This is a genomic window from Castellaniella defragrans (assembly GCF_014203015.1).
GTDB lineage: Bacteria > Pseudomonadota > Gammaproteobacteria > Burkholderiales > Burkholderiaceae_B > Castellaniella > Castellaniella defragrans.
The window spans coordinates 12,823-31,138 of record NZ_JACHIB010000021.1 but is presented as its reverse complement, the minus strand read 5'-3'; the positions used below and the strand labels follow the sequence as shown (position 1 = coordinate 31,138).

The window sequence follows — 18,316 nt, the reverse complement described above, 5'->3', positions numbered from 1 at the left end:
AGGGCGTTCGTGGTCTGGAGCACGCCTTCACCATAGCCTTGCGGCCGTAGGTGCCCGCCGTCTGCTCTCTACACCTTCCCAAGCTGTAGCTTGGGCTTGGCTCGGCGTTGGCTCGGATGCAAAAGCATCCAGGGCGTTCGCCGACTTTGACGGGCTTCACTTCGGGCGTTTCCCCCCGAAGGCTCAAATTGTTCAAGTCCCTTGTGTCTACCGATTTCACCACTCGGGCGTAGTGCTCAACACACTGAAAACACCTACCTCCATCTACTGGCGCCTAGCTGGCCCCTGGCCGTCAAGCCTAGCTGCAAAGCTACAGCTCGGATGCCCGCAAACCGTTGTCACTATTGACCTTCTGGCTCGGCAGTTCTAGCAGGAAGGACTTGACAAAACAGATTTTAAGTCCCTTGTGTCTACCGATTTCACCACTCGGGCGCGATGCGATGCGGCATTGTACCGAATGCTCAATCCAGCACGACGGCGTGGACGCGATCCCGCCCCGCCCGCTTGGCGGCGTACAGCTGCGCATCGGCGGCGGCCAGCAGATCCTGGGCGCCGGCGTGGCCGCCCGCCAGGGTGGCGATGCCGATGCTCAGGCGCACGGGAGCGTGGTCCGCCTCGGGGACGCCCGGCAGGGCGAGCCGCGCCACCTCCTCCCGGATGCGCTCGGCCACGGCCCGCGCGGCCTCGGAACCGGTGTCGGGCATCAGGCAGGCGAACTCCTCGCCGCCGTAGCGCGCCGTCAGGTCGGCGGGCCGGACCACGCTGCTGCGCAGCGCCTGGGCGATGGCGCGCAGATAGTCGTCGCCGACCTGATGGCCGTAGTGATCGTTCACGCGCTTGAAATGATCCACGTCCAGCAGCATCAGACTCAGCGGCGCTCCCGTGCGCCGCCAGCGTGCGTGTTCGCGCGCCAGCGCCTGGTCGAAATGCCGGCGGTTGGCCAGCCGGGTCAGGCCATCGGTCTGGCTCTGCCGCTCCAGCTCCCGGTTGGCGGCCCGCAGGGCCTCCTGCTGGCGCAGGATGTACTGGTTGCGCTCGGCCAGCAGGCGGGACAGGCGGCGGTATCGGCGCAGGGCCAGAAAGGACGCCAGGGCCAGCAGCACGGCGACGCCGCTGGCGACCTGCAGCAGCACCCGCTGGCTGCGCTGGGCCACGTAGCGCTCGATGAGCTGGCTCTCGCCCTCTTCGTGCTGCGCGACGGAGTCCGACACGTCCATCGCCGCGAGGTAGCGATCGAACGCCCGCACCAGGCGCCGGTGCTCGGGCGTGTCGCTGAAGTAGAACCGGTAGGCACGCGGGTATTCGCGCAGGATCAGGACGACTTCCAGGTCGAAATACTCGTGGCTGTAGCGCTTCTCGGCGAAAATGCCCCGGTTGTACACCGCCACGTCGATCGCGCCCTCGCGCAATGCCTCGAACATCCCGTCGCTGGAGGCCTGATCGTAGGCGACCAGCCGCTCCGCCGGCACGAGCCCCCTGAGGATGGGCTCGAACGCGACGCCGTGCACGACGCCGACCCGGTAGCGCGCCAGGTCTGCCATCTGGTGGATCGCCAGTTCCCGCCCCTTGCGGGCGATGATGGCGTAGCGGCTTTCGTAATAGGGCCGGGTGAACAGGCCGCGCCGTGCGCGCTCGGACTGCAGGCTCAGCGGCACCAGGACGTCGGCGCCGCCCTCCTGGATCCGGCCGATCTTCTCCGCCACCGTCAGGCCCGGTTCCGGCTCGATCACGTAACGCAGACCGAGCCGCAGCGCGACGAAACACCACACGTCGATGCCGATGCCGGTATAGGTGCGTCCATCCGCCTCGCGGCGCGCCATGGGCGGCGCATCCAGCGCGAGCACGCGCAGGGGCGGCAGGGCGCTGAATTCCGCCAGCGCCTCGGGACTGACGACGACGGATTCCCGCAGGTGCACGCGCCGCGCGCCATCGCAATCGGCGACCGCCGCCGCCGACGCGGGCGCCTGCTGCAGGCCTCCCAGCAGCAGGCCCGCAATGGCCGCCGCCGTCCTCGGGCTCACAGCAGGGAGCCTTCCCCGGTGTCCAGGAAGCGCTCGATGCGCGCGCGCCAGCCACCGATGTCCAGCCGCTGCGCGCGCAGCCAGCCCTCGTCGTAGTAGCTCGTGGCGTACCGGTCGCCGCTGTCGCAGATCAGGGTGACCAGCGAGCCGGTGCGCCCCTGCTCGCGCATGAGCGAGGCCATGCACAGCACGCCCATGAAATTCGTCCCCGTCGAGCCGCCCACGCGGCGGAACAGGCGGTCGGACAGCACGTGCGCCGCGGCGATCGAGGCCTCGTCGGGCACGCGGATCATCTCGTCGATGACGGTCGGGATGAAGGAGGGCTCGACGCGCGGGCGCCCGATCCCCTCGATGCGCGAGCCGGTCGCGGTGACGTCCATGTCGCCGCTCTGCCAGGCCTCGTAGAAGGCCGAGCCCTCGACGTCGACCACGCACAGCCGGGTGTCCAGGTTGCGGTAGCGGATGAAGCGCCCGATGGTGGCCGAGGTGCCGCCCGTGCCGGCGCTCATGACCACCCAGGCCGGGACGGCGTGGTGCTCGCCCGACATCTGGCGGAAGATGCTTTCGGCGATGTTGTTGTTGCCGCGCCAGTCCGTGGCCCGCTCGGCGTGCGTGAACTGGTCCAGGTAATAGCCGCCGGCCTCGTCGGCGATGGCCTGGGCCGCGCCGTAGACCTCGCGGGCGTGCTCCACGAAATGGCAGCGCCCGCCGAAGCGCTCGATCGCCTGGATCTTCTGCTGGCTCGTCGAGCGCGTCATCACGGCGACGAAGGGCAGCCCCAGCAGGCGGGCGAAATAGGCTTCCGACACGGCCGTCGAGCCCGAGGAGGCCTCGACCAGGAGAGTGCCCTCGCGGATGCGGCCGTTGCAGATGCCGTACAGGAACAGGGAACGCGCCAGGCGGTGCTTGAGGCTGCCGGTGGGGTGCGTGCTCTCGTCCTTGAAGTAGATGTCGATGCCGCGCAGCCCCGGAAAGTCCGGCTTGACCAGGTGCGTATCGGCGGAACGCCTGCCGTCGGCTTCGAGCACGCGGATGGCCCGGCGCGTCCATTCCCGGTTTTCCGGCGTCAGCGCGCTGCGCCCCTTGATGCAGTGATCCATGTCGTGGCTTCCCCGATCAGTGGCGGAAGCGGTGAGATTCGAACTCACGGATGGGTTGCCCCATCGCCGGTTTTCAAGACCGGTCCATTCAACCGCTCTGGCACGCTTCCGCATCGAAGACCGAAAGTGTAGCGCATAATGCCCCGTGCACATTCCAAGGAGCGCCATATGCAAGCCATTGAAATCACTGCGCCGGGCGGCCCCGAAGTCCTGCGCATGGCGGACCGCCCCACCCCCGTTCCCGGTCCCGGCGAAGTCCTGATCGAGGTCGAGGCCGCCGGGGTCAACCGGCCCGACGTGTTCCAGCGCCAGGGCAGCTATCCGCCTCCGGCCGGCGCATCCGACCTGCCCGGCCTGGAAGTCGCCGGCCGCATCGTCGGCGGCGCGCCGGAATCCGCCGGATTCAAGCCGGGCGACGCGGTCTGCGCCCTGGTGGCCGGCGGCGGCTACGCGCAATTCTGCACGGCGCCGGCCGCGCAGTGCCTGCCGGTGCCGGCCGGGCTGTCCATGGTCGAAGCCGCCGCGCTGCCGGAAACCTATTTCACCGTCTGGAGCAACGTCTTCGACCGCGGCGCCCTGGCGCCCGGCGAGACCCTGCTGGTCCACGGCGGCGCGAGCGGCATCGGCACGACGGCCATCGCGCTGGCGCGCGCCTTCGGCCACACGGTCTACGCCACCGCCGGCAGCGCCGAGCGCGTGCGGGCCATCGAAGCGCTGGGCTGCACGCGCGGCATCGACTACCGCGCGCAGGACTTCGTCGCGGAAATCAAGGCGCTGACGAACGGACGCGGCGTGGACGTGATCCTGGACATGGTCGCGGGCGACTACCTGGCGCGCAACATCGAGGCCCTGGCCGACGACGGCCGGCTGGTGATGATCGCCCTGCTGGGCGGCGCGCGCGGCACGCTGAACTGCGGCCAGGTGATGCGCCGCCGCCTGACGGTGACGGGCTCGACGCTGCGGGCGCGCCCGGTGGAATTCAAGGCCCGCATCGCCCGCGCGCTGCGCGAGCGCGTCTGGCCGCTGCTGGAATCCGGCGCGGTGCGGCCCTCGATCCACGCGACCTTCCCGCTGTCCGAGGCCGCGCGCGCCCACGCCATGATGGACGCGGGCGAACAGATCGGCAAGATCGTGCTGACCCTGCGGTAGCGCGGCGTGCCTGCGGGGGCCGGCCCGGCCGCCGCCGCGCAGCGGTCCGGCGAAGGGGGCCTCCACCCATCGCACGGCCGGGCCCGGCGCCCCACGGCGGAAACACTCATTTACCAATGGATCACTGAACTTTTCCGCCGGGCCGCTGCCCCAGGGAAACCGCTCACCGGAGTTCATCATGGCCTTGTCCGCAATTTCAGCCGGTTCCTCTGATGTCTCCACGATTTCGTCGCTGGGCGTGGGCTCGGGCCTGCCGCTCGGCACCCTCCTCGAACAGCTGGAAACTGGCGAAGACGCGGCCTTGCAGCCCATCCAGAACCAGGAAGACTCGCTCAACGCCACCCTGTCGGCCTACGGCAAGCTGCAAGGCGCACTCGGCGGCCTGCAGACCGCCGCGCAGACCCTGGCCGACGCGTCCGCCTTCGACACGCTGCAGGCCAGCGTCGGCAGTCCCGCCTTCACGGCCAGCGTCGGCAGCGGGGCCATCGCCGGGCAATACAGCATCTCGGTCGATCAATTGGCAAGCGCGCAGACCCTGGCGAGCGCCGGGCAAGCCAGCCGCACCGCCAGCAACGGCACGGGCGGCACGATCACCTTCACCCTGGCCGACGGCACGAGCCACGTACTCGACCTCACGGGCAAGGACACTTCGCTCGGCGGCCTGGCCAGCGCCATCAACGCGGATGCGTCGCTCGGCGTATCGGCCACGATCATCAACGACGGCTCGGGCACCCCCTATCACCTGCTGCTCATCGCCCGGCAGACCGGCACCCAGGCGGCGGTCGCCAGCATCGGCAGCGACAACGCCAGCCTGCAGGACATCCTGGGCTTCACCCAGGGCGCCGGTTCGAGCGTCACCGAAAACCCGGCCAGCAACGCCCTGCTGCACATCGACGGCATCGCCATCACCAGCCAGAGCAACACGGTGGACGGCGCGGTGACGGGCGTCACGCTCGACCTGAACGCGGTGGACGCCTCGCCCGCCACGCTCTCCCTCACCCACGACGACGCGCAGACGATACAGGCCGCGCAAGGCCTGGTGACGGCATACAACAGCGTGCTCTCGACCCTGCAGTCGCTCACCGCCTACGACACCACGACCCAGACCGGCAGTCCCCTCACGGGCGATCCGCTCGCCCTGGAAGTCCAGGAACGGCTGTTCGACGCGCTCGACACGTCCGTCCCGGGCGGCGCCATCGGCTCCCTGTTCAACCTCGGCCTGAGCACCGATCCCGCCAGCGGGCAGCTTTCGCTGAATGCCGATACCCTGTCCGACCTGCTCGCCAGCGATCCCGCGGACGTGCGAAGCCTCCTGGGCGGATCGACCGGCATCGGCGGCGCCTTCCAGACCCTGACGGCCGATCTCCTGCAAAGCGGCGGGTCGTTTTCATCGGCCACCGCCGGCGCCAACGACATGTTGAACGACCTGAAGGCCCAGTACGACCAGACCTCCGACCGCATCGCCGCCCAGATGGACACCTATCGCCAGCAGTTCACCGCGCTGGACGCCGCGATGGCGCAGATGAACTCATTGAGCACCTACCTGACGCAGCAGCTGTCCGGCCTGGGATAGGCGGGCGCACAGACAGGCGGACACGCGGGCAGGCGCCCCGCGCCACGGCGCAAGACACGCGGCGCACGCCCGAAGACACGCGGCGCACGCCGGTTTTCCGGCGCCACATGCGCCTTTTCTCCGGCCGGAACGAAAAAAACGCCACGAAGGCGTCTTTTTCGTTCGCTTCCGCGGCCCCGCGGGCCGCGGAGACGATGCGGGATTACTGCGCGGCCGGAGCGGAGGGACCGCCCTGGGCCTCGATCCCGCCGATCGCCTTGACCGACAGGCGCAGGCGGCCGCGTTCGTCGGCTTCCAGGATCTTGACGCGCAGCGTCTGGCCGACCTTCAGCACGTCGTTGATGTCGGCGATGCGGTAGTTGGCGATCTCCGAGATGTGCAGCAGGCCGTCGCGGCCGGGCAGGACCTGGACGATGGCGCCGAAATCCAGCAGGCGCTGGACGGTGCCCTGGTATTCCTGCCCCACCTCGACGTCGGCGGTCAGTTCCTTGATGCGGCGCTCGGCTTCGTGGGCGCGGTCCAGGTCGGCGCTGGCGATGGTGATGCTGCCATCGTCGCTGATGTCGATCTGGCAGCCGGTTTCTTCGGTCAGCGCGCGGATGGTGGCGCCGCCCTTGCCGATCACGTCGCGGATCTTTTCCGGGTTGATCTTGATGCTCAGCATGCGCGGCGCGAAGTCGGACAGTTCCTGGCGGGAGCCGTCGATGGCCTCGCGCATCTTGCCCAGGATGTGCAGACGGCCTTCGCGGGCCTGGGCCAGCGCCACCTGCATGATTTCCTTGGTGATGCCCTGGATCTTGATGTCCATCTGCAGGGCGGTGATGCCGCCGACGGTGCCGGCCACCTTGAAGTCCATGTCGCCCAGGTGATCCTCGTCGCCCAGGATGTCGGTCAGGACGGCGAACTTGCCGCCTTCCTTGATCAGGCCCATGGCGACGCCCGCCACGTGGTCCTTGACCGGCACGCCGGCGTCCATCATGGACAGGCTGCCGCCGCAGACCGAGGCCATGGACGAGGAGCCGTTGGACTCGGTGATCTCGGACACCAGGCGCAGGGTGTACTGGAAGTCTTCCGCGGCGGGCAGCAGCGGCGACAGGGCGCGCTTGGCCAGGCGGCCGTGGCCGATCTCGCGGCGCTTGGGCACGCCGAAGCGGCCGGTCTCGCCGGTGGCGAACGGCGGCATGTTGTAGTGCATCATGAAGCGGTCGCGGTACTCGCCCATGATCGAATCGATGATCTGCTCGTCCTGCTTGGTGCCCAGGGTGGTGACCACCAGCGCCTGGGTTTCGCCGCGCGTGAACAGCGCCGAGCCGTGGGCGCGCGGCAGCACGCCCAGGCGGATGCTGATCGGGCGCACGGTGCGCGTGTCGCGGCCGTCGATGCGCGGCTCGCCGTTCAGGATCTGGCCGCGGACGATTTCCGATTCCAGGGCGAACAGCATGTTCTCGACTTCGACGCTGTCGGGGGCGTCGTCGCCCCGGGCCGCCGCGTGCTCGGCCAGCTTGGCCTTGACGTCGGCGTAGACCTGGCGCAGGCGCGTGGTGCGCTCCTGCTTGTCGCGCAGCTGGTAGACGGCCTTCAGGGGCTCGAAGGCGGCCGCGCGCACGGCGGTGGCCAGGACCTCGTTGCGCGGGGCGGGCTGCCAGTCCCATTCGGGCTTGCCGGCCTCGGCCACCAGTTCATGGATGGCGTTGATGGCGGCCTGCATCTGCTCGTGGCCGAACACCACGGCGCCGAGCATGACTTCCTCGGACAGCTGTTTGGCTTCGGATTCGACCATCAGCACGGCGGCCTCGGTCCCGGCCACCACCAGGTCCAGCTGGGATTCGCCACGCACCTGCGAGGCGCTGGGGTTGAGGACGTACTGGCCGTCGATGTAGCCCACGCGGGCGGCGCCCACCGGGCCGTTGAAGGGGATGCCGGAGATCGCCAGGGCGGCCGATGCGCCGATCAGGGCGGGGATGTCGGGATCGACTTCGGGATTGACCGACACCGTATGGATGATGATCTGGACTTCGTTGTAGAAGCCTTCCGGGAACAGCGGACGCAGCGGACGGTCGATCAGGCGGGAGGTGAGGATTTCCTTTTCGGAGGGCTTGCCTTCGCGCTTGAAGAAGCCGCCCGGGATCTTGCCGGCCGCATAGGTCTTCTCGACGTAATCGACGGTCAGCGGGAAGAAGTCCTGGCCGGGCTTGGCGGTCTTGGCGGCCACCACCGTGGCCAGCACCACCGTGTCGTCGACGGACACCATCACGGCGCCGCCGGCCTGGCGGGCGACTTCGCCGGTTTCCAGGACGACAGTGTGCTGACCGTACTGGAACGACTTGCTCACTTTATTGAACATTTTCTGATCCTATAAAAGGGGCGCCCGCGAGGCTCCTGCCCGCGACCCGCCCACCGGAGGCGGGGCTGATTGCGGCGACCCATGACAAAAAGCCGCGCACGCTGCGCAAAACGATGCAGCGGGCACGGCTCGTGCGAAGGGGAGCAAAGCCCCCGGGCATTACTTGCGCAGGCCGAGTTTTTCGATCAGCGCGCGATACGAATCCGGGTTGCGGCCCTTCAGGTAGTCCAGCAGCTTGCGGCGGCGGCTGACCATGCGCAGCAGGCCGCGACGCGAATGGTGGTCCTTCTTGTGGGTCTTGAAGTGGCCGGTCAGCTCGTTGATGCGGGCCGTGAGCAGGGCCACCTGGACTTCGGGAGAGCCGGTGTCGCTGGCGGCGCGCTGGAATTGCGCAACGATGTCGGATTTGACGATATCTGCAACAGACATTTTATTCCTCAATGGACAGGCGGCAGCACCGAGGCGCGCTGCCGTGGGATGAAATGAAAACGCCACGCAAATCGTGGCGCGGGGAAGATTATAGCGGATTGCGGCCCGGAACGCGCACATCCGTTCAGGATGGCCCGCTCCCGGCGTCGTCGGCGCCTTCGGCGCTGCGCATGCGCTGCCCCAGGCGGCGCGCCCGGCGCACGCGCCACAGCAGCAGCACCCAGCCCGACAGGCTGTAGAGCACGAACAGGGCGAACAGCACCACCGGCGGATCGCTGGAGACGAAGACGAACACCGCCACCACCACCAGCATGACCCAGAAGGGCACGCTGCGGCCCAGCGCGAAGGACTTGCCGCTGAAGAACGGCGCGTTGGACACCATGGCCACGCCGGCGTAGACCGTCATTGCGAAGGCGGCCCAGGGGATGACGCCGTCGGACAGGGACAGCTTGTTGTCCACCGACAGCCAGACGAAGCCGGCGACCAGCGCCGCCGCCGCGGGGCTGGGCAGGCCCTGGAAGTACTGCTTGTCGACCTTGCCGATGTTGGCGTTGAAGCGCGCCAGGCGCAGGGCGGCGCCCACCACGTAGACGAAGGCGGCCAGCCAGCCCCAGCGGCCCAGGCCCTGCAGCGACCATTCGTACATCACCAGCGCGGGCGCCATGCCGAAGGAAATCATGTCGGCCAGGGAGTCGTACTGCTCGCCGAAGGCGGACTGGGTGTTGGTGAGCCGCGCCACGCGCCCGTCCATGCTGTCGAACACCATCGCCAGGAAGATGGCGATGGCCGCCACGTCGAAGTGCTGGTTCATGGCCTGGACGACGGCGTAGAAGCCCGCGAACAGGTTGGCGGTGGTGAAGGCGTTGGGCAGCAGGTAGATGCTGCGGCGGCGCTGCGGTTCGTCAGGCATGGATTCAGGCTGCTGAGGCGTCATCGCGGGGCGGGACGGGCAGTTCGGCCAGGACCGTGCGGGTGGCCTTGACCTTGTCGCCCAGGGCGACCCTGGGCCGGGTCCCTGGAGGCAAGTATACGTCCACCCGCGAACCGAAGCGGATGAAACCGTAGCGCTGCCCCGCGTACAGCTTCTGCCCCACCTGGGCATGGCACAGGATGCGCTTGGCCACCAGGCCGGCCACCTGCACGGCCGTGACGATGTGGCCGCCGGGCGTGCGCAGCACCATGGCGTTGCGCTCGTTCTCCAGCGAGGACTTGTCCAGGGCCGCGTTGAAGAACCGGCCCGGGAAGTATTCGATGGACTGGACCTCGCCGTCGACCGGGACGCGGTTCGAGTGGACGTTGAACACGTTCATGAAGACGCTGATCTTCAAGGCGGGACGCCCGCCCGCGTAGGGATCGGCCGCGTCCACGACGCAGACGACGCGGCCGTCGGCCGGGCACAGCACCAGGCCTTCGCCCTCCGGCGCCTCGCGCGCGGGATCGCGGAAGAACTGCAGGGCGAACAGCGTGAACACCCAGAACGGGATGGAGACCCAGGGCGACCACCAGGTCACCAGCAGGGAAACGATCGCCGCGCCGGCCAGGATGAGCCAGCCCTCGCGGGCGATCAGGGGATGGGGATACGGGGGGATTTTCATGGTAGGCGCAAGAATAACCCAATTCGGCATGGGGAGACACGCAAGCGGCATGCCGCCGGATGCCGGATGCCGGATGCCGGACGCCGCGCCGGATCCGCGCCGCGCGCGGGCCGGGCCGGGCCGGCGCGGGGGCATGCCCGCGCGCGGACCCGCCGGCGCCCCAACGAAAAACAGCCGGCCCCTCGGCAAGGTGGCCGGCTGTCCGCAGCGTGGAAAGGATCAGTTCTTGGACTGGTCCACCAGCTTGTTGGCCGCGATCCACGGCATCATGGCGCGCAGCTTGGAGCCGACCTGCTCGATCTGCGATTCCGCGTTCAGGCGGCGGCGCGAGGTCAGTTCCGGGGCGCCGGCGGCGTTTTCCAGGATGAAGTTCTTGGCGTAGACGCCGGACTGGATGTCGGCCAGGCACTGGCGCATGGCGGCGCGCGTCGCGTCGGTGACGATGCGCGGGCCGGTGACGTACTCGCCGTATTCCGCGTTGTTGGAGATCGAGTAGTTCATGTTGGCGATGCCGCCTTCGTAGATCAGGTCCACGATCAGCTTCAGCTCGTGCAGGCACTCGAAGTAGGCCATCTCCGGCGCGTAGCCGGCCTCGACCAGGGTCTGGAAGCCGGCCTTGATCAGTTCGACGGTGCCGCCGCACAGCACGGCCTGCTCGCCGAACAGGTCGGTCTCGGTCTCCTCGCGGAAGTTGGTCTCGATGATGCCGGCGCGGCCGCCGCCGTTAGCCATGGCGTAGGACAGGGCCAGGTCGCGGGCCTTGCCCGAGACGTCCTGGTGCACGGCCACCAGGTGCGGCACGCCGCCGCCCTGGGTGTAGGTGTTGCGCACGGTGTGGCCCGGGGCCTTGGGGGCGATCATGATGACGTCCACGTCGGCGCGCGGCACGACCTGGCCGTAGTGCACGTTGAAGCCGTGGGCGAAGGCCAGCGCGGCGCCCGCCTTCAGGTGGGCGGCGACTTCGCTGCGGTAGACCTGGGCGATGTTCTCGTCGGGCAGCAGCATCATGACCAGGTCGGCGCCCTTGACGGCCTCGGCGACTTCCTTGACGGCCAGGCCGGCGTTCTCGGCCTTCTTCCAGGACGCGCCGCCCTTGCGCAGGCCGACGACGACCTTGACGCCGGAATCGTTCAGGTTCTGCGCGTGCGCGTGGCCCTGCGAGCCGTAGCCGATGATGGCGACGGTCTTGCCCTTGATCAGGGACAGGTCGCAGTCTTTGTCGTAGAAAACTTTCATGTTGGATACTCCGATTTATTGATTCTGAAACGAGAGGTTGGGATGAGGGGGGGACATGAAATAGCCCCTGCGGACTATTTCATGCCTGAAGCATCCGAGCGGCATGCAAGCCGCGAGACGGGCCGCAGCAGGGGGCTCACAACTTCAATACGCGCTCGCCGCGCCCCACCCCGGAGACGCCGGTGCGGACCGTCTCCAGGATGGCGCTGCGGTCCAGCGCCCCGATGAAGGCGGCGATCTTGTCCTGCACCCCGGTCAGCTCGATGGTGTAGGTCTTGTCGGTGACGTCGATGATGCGCCCGCGGAAGATCTCCGCCATGCGCTTCATTTCCTCGCGTTCCTTGCCGACCGCGCGCACCTTGATCAGCATGAGCTCGCGCTCGACGTGGGGGCCTTCGGACAGGTCCACGACCTTGACCACGTCCACCAGCCGGTTCAGGTGCTTGGTGATCTGCTCGATGATCTCGTCGGAGCCGACCGTGACGATGGTCATGCGCGACAGGGTGGCGTCCTCGGTGGGCGCGACGGTGAGCGTCTCGATGTTGTAGCCGCGCGCCGAAAACAGCCCCACCACGCGCGACAGGGCGCCGGGTTCGTTTTCCAGCAGGATGGAAATCACGTGTTTCATGTCTTATCCCCTCACAGATCCTCGGAACCCAGCAGCATCTCGGTCAGGCCGCGGCCCGCCTTCACCATGGGCCAGACGTTCTCGGTCTGATCGGTGATGAAATCCATGAACACCAGACGGTCCTTGTATTTCGTGAACGCCTCGCGCAGGGCCGGCTCGACGTCGGCCGGCTTGTCGATGCGCATGCCGATGTGGCCGTAGCTCTCGGCGAGCTTGACGAAGTCCGGCAGGGCGTCGACGTAGGATTCCGAATAGCGCGAACCGTACTCGATTTCCTGCCACTGGCGCACCATGCCCAGGTAGCGGTTGTTCAGGCACAGGATCTTGGGCGTGAGGCGGTACTGGCTGCAGGTGGACAGCTCCTGGATGTTCATCTGGATCGAGCCCTCGCCGGTGATGACGGCGACGTCGCGGTCCGGATTGGCCATCTGCACCCCCATGGCGTAGGGCAGGCCCACGCCCATGGTGCCCAGGCCGCCGGAATTGATCCAGCGGCGCGGCTCCGGGAAGGGATAGTACTGGGCCGCCCACATCTGGTGCTGGCCCACGTCGGACGTGACGAAGGCCTGGCCGCGCGTGATTTCCCACAGCTTCTGGACCACGAACTGGGGCTTGATCACCGTGTCGGACGCCTCGTAGTCCAGGCACTTGCGGCCGCGCCAGGCGTCGATCTGCTTCCACCAGGCATCCAGGCGCCGTTCCGCCGCGCCCTGTTCGGCCATGGACTGGGCGTACAGGCCGAGCAGGTCCTGCAGGACTTCCTTGACGTCGCCCACGATGGGCACGTCCACCCGCACCCGCTTGGAGATCGAGGACGGGTCGATGTCCACGTGCACGATCTTGCGCGGCACCTGGGCGAAATGCTTGGGATTGCCGATGACGCGGTCGTCGAAGCGCGCGCCGATGCCGATCAGCACGTCGCAGTGCTGCATCGCCATGTTGGCTTCGTAGGTGCCGTGCATGCCGGGCATGCCGACGAAGCGCTCGTCCGTGCCCGGATAGGCGCCCAGGCCCATCAGGGTCGTGGTGCAGGGCGCGCCGGTCATGCGCACCAGCTTGCGCAGCTCGTCGGCGGCGTCGGCCAGCACGACCCCGCCGCCGGCGTAGATCATCGGACGCTCGGCGGCCAGCAGCATCTGCACGGCCTTCTTGATCTGGCCCTGGTGACCCTTGGTGACCGGCGCGTAGGAACGCAGCTGGACCGGGGCGCGCGGCGGCGTGTACTTGCACATCGCCACGGAGACGTCCTTGGGGATGTCCACCAGCACCGGGCCGGGACGGCCGGAGCGCGCGATGTAGAAGGCGCGGCGCATGGTCTCGGCCAGGTCCTTGACGTCGCGCACCAGGAAGTTGTGCTTGACGCAGGGCCGGGTGATGCCGACCGTGTCGCATTCCTGGAAGGCGTCCTGGCCGATGGCGTGCGTGGGCACCTGGCCGCTGATCACGACCATGGGGATCGAGTCCATGTAGGCCGTGGCGATGCCGGTGACGGCATTGGTCACGCCCGGACCGCTGGTCACGAGGCAGACGCCGACTTTGTTGGAGGAGCGGGAATAGGCATCGGCGGCGTGGACGGCCGCCTGTTCGTGCCGCACGAGCACGTGCTGGAATTTGTCTTGCTTGTAGATCGCGTCGTAGATGTAGAGGACCGCGCCGCCGGGGTAGCCAAACACATGGTCTACGCCTTCCTCGATCAGACAACGCACGACGATGTCGGCGCCATTGAGTTCCATGATGATTCCTTTCTTGACCCGTATCGAGCACCAAGCGGCCTGATCGGCGGCCCGGGCCAGTCCCGGCGATCCGCGACATGATCCGACGCTGGGCGATTCACGGAATCGCTTTGCCCGGACACATTGCGGGACCAGTCTGCGCCCCTTGGCACAAGACACACGCGCCCATGGGGCGCAACGTGGTGGAAATGGACGCCCCGGACCGCGCTTGTGACACATCCTGGGACATAAAGACGGAAGACGAAAAAAACCGGGCGTGTGACCCGGGAGCATTCGCCGTATCGGATGGCCGCCATGGGGCCGGCCGATGGGCTAATTTACCGCGTTGCAACATCGGCCGCAAGCGAGCCGGTGCACGGGCCGTGCAAGAGCCGGTGCGCGGGCGGGTCCATGGACCGCGGCAAGGGCCGATGCGAGGACCGGTGCGAGGACCGGTGCAAGGACCGATACAAGGACCGATGCACAAGCCGGTGCGCGGGCCGGTGCCAGGGTGCAAAGACGCAGCCGGACACCGTTTTTCGCCGCGCACCCGGCCGATCCGGCGGCAATTTTCTATACTGGCGCCATCGCCCCTCCCCTCCTTCCCGGACGCGGCCCGCATGATCTCGCCCACCTCGCAGCTGCAGCGCTTCTTCTACAGCCACTATTTCTTCGGCGGGCTGCGCCAGGCCACGGGCGTGCTGCTGCCGGCCCTGGTGCTGTCCGGCGTCTTCGGCTGGCACGCCGGCGGCTTCGTGGCGGCGGTCGGCGCGGCCTGCGTGGCCATCCTGGACCAGCCCGGCGGCCCGCGGCGCTACGGCATCAACGGCATGTTCGCCGCCCTGTGCCTGGGTTCGGCCACCACGGCCCTGACCGGCCTGGCCTCCAGCCACGTCCTGGCCGTCTGGCTGATCGTGCCCGCCCTGTGCTTCGGCTTCTCGATGCTGACGGTCTACGGCAAGCACGGCGGCCTGCTGGGCTTCGCCTGCCTGCTGATCATGACCCTGACCCTGCGCACGCCGCTGACGCCGGCCGACGTGCTGCAGCACACGCTGACCTCGTTCCTGGGCGGAGCCTTCTACCTGCTCTACAGCGCCGCCGCCCACCGGCTGCTGTGGCACCGCGAAGAACAGCAGGCCCTGTCCGTGGCGCTGTTCGCCACGGCCGACTACATCGCCGCGCGGGCCCGCTTCTACGACGTCCACCAGGACCTGGACGACAGCTACCGCAACCTGATCCGCCGCCAGGCCCTCATGACCGAGGCCCACCAGGCCGCGCGCGACATGGTGCTGCGCGAGCAGCCGCGCGGCACCGCCTCGCGCGCCGACCGCCTGCGCCAGGGGCTGCTGAACCTGTTCGTGGACATGATCAACCTGCTCGACAGCATGGTGGCCACCCACACGGACTACGCCACCCTGCGGCGCGCGCTGCCCGACAGCGACGTCCTGCTGTTCGTGCGCGACGCCATGATGAAGCTCGCCGCCAACCTCGACGGCCTGGCCCTGAACGTGGCGCGCAACCGCCACCACCGGGTGCGCAACAGCGTCAAGGCCGAACTGCGCGCCCTGGAATTCGAGCTGCAGCAGCTGCGCGAGGGCGGCATGCCGCAGTCCGATCCGGAACTCTACGCCCTGCTGGTCCAGGTGCTGCGCCGGCTGCGCAACATGACCCGCCAGGTGGACCGCATGGCCGACCATTCCGTGAACCCGGTCCCGCCGCAAACCGATCCGGAACGCGCGCGCCAGTCGCTGAACCGCTTCCTCACGCGGCAGAAATGGCGCGCGGGGCTGCTGACGCGCAACCTGAACCGCAAGTCCGCGCATTTCCGCTACGCGCTGCGCGTGGCGGTCGCGGCGCTGCTGGCGATGATGGTGGGCGCCCTGCTGGCGCGCACCCCGCTGGTGAACGCGCTGGACCCGGGCATGGCGGGCCACGGCTACTGGATCATCCTGACGGTGCTGGTCATCATGAAGCCCGGCTTCGCGCTGACGCGCCAGCGCAACGGCTGGCGCCTGATGGGCACGCTGATCGGCTGCGGCCTGTCGCTGCCGCTGTTCGCCCTGGTGCACAGCCCCGACGCCTACCTGGTCATCCTGGTGGCCTGCAGCATCCTGGGCTACAGCCTGGTCCAGGTGAACTACACCCTGTCGGCGGTGTTCAATACCCTATTCGTGCTGCTGGTGTTCCATTTCCTGGCGCCGGGCTCCAACGCCGTGGTGGGCGAGCGCCTGGCGGACACCGTGATCGGCAGCATCCTGGCGCTCACCTGCAGCTACATCCTGCCGTCCTGGGAACGCAACACCCTGGGCGAACTGGCCCGGACGCTGCGCGCCGCCAACCAGGCCTTCCTGGACAGCGGGCTGGAGCACGTGCGCGCCTGCCGCGCCGCGCGGGCGGCGGGCGCGGCCGACTCTCCGGAGCGCCAGGAAACCGAGGTGCGCTGGAAGCTGGCCCGCAAGAACGTGCACATCGCCTTCAGCAACTTCGCCTCGGCCTTCTACCGCATGATGGACGAGCCCGTCAGCCGCCAGCGCCACGTGCCGGAACTGAACCGCCTGCTGATCCAGAACCACACCCTGGCCTCGCAGATCGCCGCCGTGATCCCGCACCTGGCGCTGATCGACGACGCCCCCGCGGGCATCCGGCAGGCCCTGGCGGCCACGCAGGACGCGCTGGCGGGCCGGGCGGCCGCGCCGCCCAACGTCATCGAGACCGAGGGCGATCACGCCGCCCTCGCCTATCCCCTGCGCCAGATGATCAAGGCCGCGCAGCGCATCGACGAGGAAATGCGGGCGCTGGAAGCGCCGCCGGCCCCGGCGGCCGCGCGGAGCCGGACGGCCGTCTCCGCAGGCTGAGGGCGCGGCCGGGAGCCGGCGGCGCAAGCGGCCCCCGGCCCCCGGCCGACGGCGAAGATGAAGGGATGCCGGCTGGACCGCCCTCAGTCCAGGCCGGCGTACTGCTGCCGCAGCACGTTCTTCTGGACCTTGCCCATGGCATTGCGCGGCAGCGCATCGATCACGTGGATCTTCTTCGGAACCTTGAAATTGGCCAGGCCGGATCTCAGGCCCGCCTGGATGGCGGCCGGATCCACCGACGCCCCGGCGCGCGGCACCACCACCGCCACCACGGCCTCGCCGAAATCCGCATGCGGCACGCCGATCACGGCCGATTCCTGGACGCCGGGCATGGCATCGATGACCATCTCGATTTCCTTGGGGTAGACGTTGTAGCCCCCGGAGATGATCAGGTCCTTGCTGCGGCCCACGATGCTCAGGTAGTCGTCCGGGATGCCCGGCCCGCCCAGCGCGCCGATGTCGCCGGTGCGGAACCAGCCGTCGGCGGTGAATTCCTCGCGCGTCTTTTCCGGCATGCGCCAGTAGCCGGCGAAGACATTGGGGCCGCGCACCTGGATGTGGCCCGGTTCGCCGACCGGGGCCGGCCGGCCGGCGTCGTCCACCACCCGCACGGCCTGGCCGGGCAGCGCCGGCCCCACGGTGCCGGGGATGCGCTCGCCGCGCGCGGCGTCCCAGGGGTTGGAGGCGATCATGCCGGTCTCGCTCATGCCGTAGCGCTCCAGGATGGTCATGCCGGTGCGCGCCTGGAATTCGCGGAAGGTGTCCACCAGCAGCGGCGCCGAGCCGGAGATGAAGAGCCGCATGTGGGCGCAGGTCTCGCGCGTGAAGCGGGGGTCGGCCAGCAGCCGGACATAGTAGGTGGGCACGCCCATCATCAGGGTGCAGCGCGGCAGGTAGCGCAAGGCCTGGTCCACGTCCAGCTTCGGCAGCCAGATCATCCGCGCGCCGGCCAGCAGCGCCCCGTGGGACGCCACGAACAGCCCATGGATGTGGAAGATCGGCAGCATGTGCAGCAGCACGTCGTCGGCGCGCCAGCCCCAGAAGTCCCGCAGGGTGAGCGCGTTGGCGGCCAGGTTGGCGTGCGTCAGCATGGCGCCCTTGCTGCGCCCCGTGGTGCCGGAGGTGTACAGGATGGCGGCCAGGTCGCCGGGGGCGCTGTGCGCGGTCTCGAACGCCGGGTCCATCTTCGCGGCGGCCTCGGCCAGGGAGCCGCCGCCGTCGGCGTTCAGGGTCAGCACCCGGACGGCGCCCCGGGCGCGCGCCAGGGATTCGCACCCGCTTTGGGCGCCGTCCCCGCAGACCACCACGGCGGGCTCGGCATCGCCCAGGAAATAGGCCACCTCGGCCTCGCGGTAGGCGGTGTTCAGCGGCAGGTAGACCAGGCCGGCGCGCAGGGTCGCCAGGTACAGCATCAGGGCCTCGGGGGATTTCTCGACCTGGACGGCGACGCGCGCGCCCGCCGGCACGCCGAACGAGCGCAGCAGCGCGGCCATGCGGCCGCTGATGGCATCGATGTCCGCCCAGCTGTAGGTGCGCCCGGGCGTCTCGATCGCCACGGCGTCCAGGTCGGCGGGGAAGCCGCCCCGCAGCACGGTGTAGAGGTTCGCATTCGCGTCGCGTGCCAATTCATGTCTCCTGTGAGAGCGGCGCGGCGCCGGGCCGCCGCCCGGACCG

At 68.8% G+C, this 18,316-nt stretch carries 13 protein-coding genes and 1 tRNA gene; 3 read left to right on the top strand and 11 right to left on the bottom strand.

The window, feature by feature from the left end; genetic code table 11:
- Positions 1–461 precede the first annotated feature (461 nt).
- The 3 genes from HNR28_RS16100 to HNR28_RS16090 form a co-directional block, all read right to left on the bottom strand.
- A complete protein-coding gene (locus HNR28_RS16100) occupies positions 462–2,021 on the bottom strand; it encodes a GGDEF domain-containing protein (protein ID WP_249043872.1) in 1,560 nt (519 codons plus the stop codon).
- On the bottom strand, positions 2,018–3,121 hold the full coding sequence (locus tag HNR28_RS16095; protein ID WP_052355861.1) for a PLP-dependent cysteine synthase family protein: 1,104 nt from the start codon (positions 3,119–3,121) through the stop codon (positions 2,018–2,020). The genes HNR28_RS16100 and HNR28_RS16095 overlap by 4 nt, the downstream gene beginning before the upstream one ends.
- 20 nt (positions 3,122–3,141) lie before the next feature.
- Positions 3,142–3,231, bottom strand: a tRNA-Ser gene (locus HNR28_RS16090).
- A gap of 58 nt (positions 3,232–3,289) precedes the next feature.
- Between HNR28_RS16090 and HNR28_RS16085 the strand changes: the two genes are divergently transcribed.
- Both HNR28_RS16085 and fliD read left to right on the top strand, forming a co-directional pair.
- A complete protein-coding gene (locus HNR28_RS16085) occupies positions 3,290–4,270 on the top strand; it encodes an NAD(P)H-quinone oxidoreductase (RefSeq protein WP_043683841.1) in 981 nt (326 codons plus the stop codon).
- A 178-nt stretch (positions 4,271–4,448) separates the two neighbouring features.
- Positions 4,449–5,843: a flagellar filament capping protein FliD gene (gene fliD, locus HNR28_RS16080; RefSeq protein ID WP_151023906.1), complete on the top strand. Its 1,395-nt coding sequence runs from the start codon at positions 4,449–4,451 to the stop codon at positions 5,841–5,843.
- Between the two features lie 202 nt (positions 5,844–6,045).
- Here the strand turns inward: fliD and pnp are convergent, their stop codons facing one another.
- From pnp to HNR28_RS16045, 7 genes are all read right to left on the bottom strand, one after another.
- Positions 6,046–8,187 (bottom strand): polyribonucleotide nucleotidyltransferase, encoded by a 2,142-nt coding sequence (gene pnp / locus HNR28_RS16075; RefSeq protein ID WP_043683845.1) that lies wholly within the window; start codon positions 8,185–8,187, stop codon positions 6,046–6,048.
- 159 nt (positions 8,188–8,346) lie between these two features.
- Positions 8,347–8,616, bottom strand: coding sequence for a 30S ribosomal protein S15 (gene rpsO / locus HNR28_RS16070; RefSeq protein WP_043683847.1), 270 nt, complete (start codon positions 8,614–8,616; stop codon positions 8,347–8,349).
- A gap of 124 nt (positions 8,617–8,740) precedes the next feature.
- Positions 8,741–9,550, bottom strand: coding sequence for a CDP-diacylglycerol--serine O-phosphatidyltransferase (pssA, locus tag HNR28_RS16065; RefSeq protein ID WP_052355863.1), 810 nt, complete (start codon positions 9,548–9,550; stop codon positions 8,741–8,743).
- The gene (locus tag HNR28_RS16060) at positions 9,531–10,211 is read right to left on the bottom strand and encodes a phosphatidylserine decarboxylase (protein ID WP_043683849.1); all 681 of its coding nucleotides are present in this window, start codon (positions 10,209–10,211) and stop codon (positions 9,531–9,533) included. Before HNR28_RS16060 ends, pssA begins: the two co-directional genes overlap by 20 nt.
- Positions 10,212–10,430: 219 nt before the next feature.
- Positions 10,431–11,447: a ketol-acid reductoisomerase gene (gene ilvC, locus HNR28_RS16055; protein ID WP_151024981.1), complete on the bottom strand. Its 1,017-nt coding sequence runs from the start codon at positions 11,445–11,447 to the stop codon at positions 10,431–10,433.
- Positions 11,448–11,583: 136 nt separating this feature from the next.
- Positions 11,584–12,075 carry an acetolactate synthase small subunit gene (ilvN, locus tag HNR28_RS16050; protein ID WP_043683853.1) on the bottom strand — a complete coding sequence of 164 codons (492 nt, stop codon included), beginning with the start codon at positions 12,073–12,075 and terminating at the stop codon, positions 11,584–11,586.
- 11 nt (positions 12,076–12,086) lie between these two features.
- The gene (locus HNR28_RS16045) at positions 12,087–13,808 is read right to left on the bottom strand and encodes an acetolactate synthase 3 catalytic subunit (protein ID WP_151024980.1); all 1,722 of its coding nucleotides are present in this window, start codon (positions 13,806–13,808) and stop codon (positions 12,087–12,089) included.
- Positions 13,809–14,407: 599 nt separating this feature from the next.
- Between HNR28_RS16045 and HNR28_RS16040 the strand changes: the two genes are divergently transcribed.
- Positions 14,408–16,642 (top strand): FUSC family protein, encoded by a 2,235-nt coding sequence (locus tag HNR28_RS16040; RefSeq protein ID WP_151024979.1) that lies wholly within the window; start codon positions 14,408–14,410, stop codon positions 16,640–16,642.
- 83 nt (positions 16,643–16,725) lie between these two features.
- On the opposite strand, the gene HNR28_RS16035 is transcribed toward HNR28_RS16040, so the two are convergent.
- Positions 16,726–18,267, bottom strand: coding sequence for a malonate--CoA ligase (locus HNR28_RS16035; RefSeq protein ID WP_043683858.1), 1,542 nt, complete (start codon positions 18,265–18,267; stop codon positions 16,726–16,728).
- Positions 18,268–18,316: the final 49 nt, after the last annotated feature.

Coding starts and splice junctions, on each gene's coding strand:
- ilvN (WP_043683853.1), bottom strand. CDS start 12,075: ATGAAACACGTGATTTCCATCCTGCTGGAAAACGAACCCGGCGCCCTG.
- fliD (WP_151023906.1), top strand. CDS start 4,449: ATGGCCTTGTCCGCAATTTCAGCCGGTTCCTCTGATGTCTCCACGATT.
- HNR28_RS16040 (WP_151024979.1), top strand. CDS start 14,408: ATGATCTCGCCCACCTCGCAGCTGCAGCGCTTCTTCTACAGCCACTAT.
- HNR28_RS16085 (WP_043683841.1), top strand. CDS start 3,290: ATGCAAGCCATTGAAATCACTGCGCCGGGCGGCCCCGAAGTCCTGCGC.
- HNR28_RS16060 (WP_043683849.1), bottom strand. CDS start 10,211: ATGAAAATCCCCCCGTATCCCCATCCCCTGATCGCCCGCGAGGGCTGG.
- rpsO (WP_043683847.1), bottom strand. CDS start 8,616: ATGTCTGTTGCAGATATCGTCAAATCCGACATCGTTGCGCAATTCCAG.
- pssA (WP_052355863.1), bottom strand. CDS start 9,550: ATGACGCCTCAGCAGCCTGAATCCATGCCTGACGAACCGCAGCGCCGC.
- pnp (WP_043683845.1), bottom strand. CDS start 8,187: ATGTTCAATAAAGTGAGCAAGTCGTTCCAGTACGGTCAGCACACTGTC.
- HNR28_RS16095 (WP_052355861.1), bottom strand. CDS start 3,121: ATGGATCACTGCATCAAGGGGCGCAGCGCGCTGACGCCGGAAAACCGG.
- HNR28_RS16045 (WP_151024980.1), bottom strand. CDS start 13,808: ATGGAACTCAATGGCGCCGACATCGTCGTGCGTTGTCTGATCGAGGAA.
- ilvC (WP_151024981.1), bottom strand. CDS start 11,447: ATGAAAGTTTTCTACGACAAAGACTGCGACCTGTCCCTGATCAAGGGC.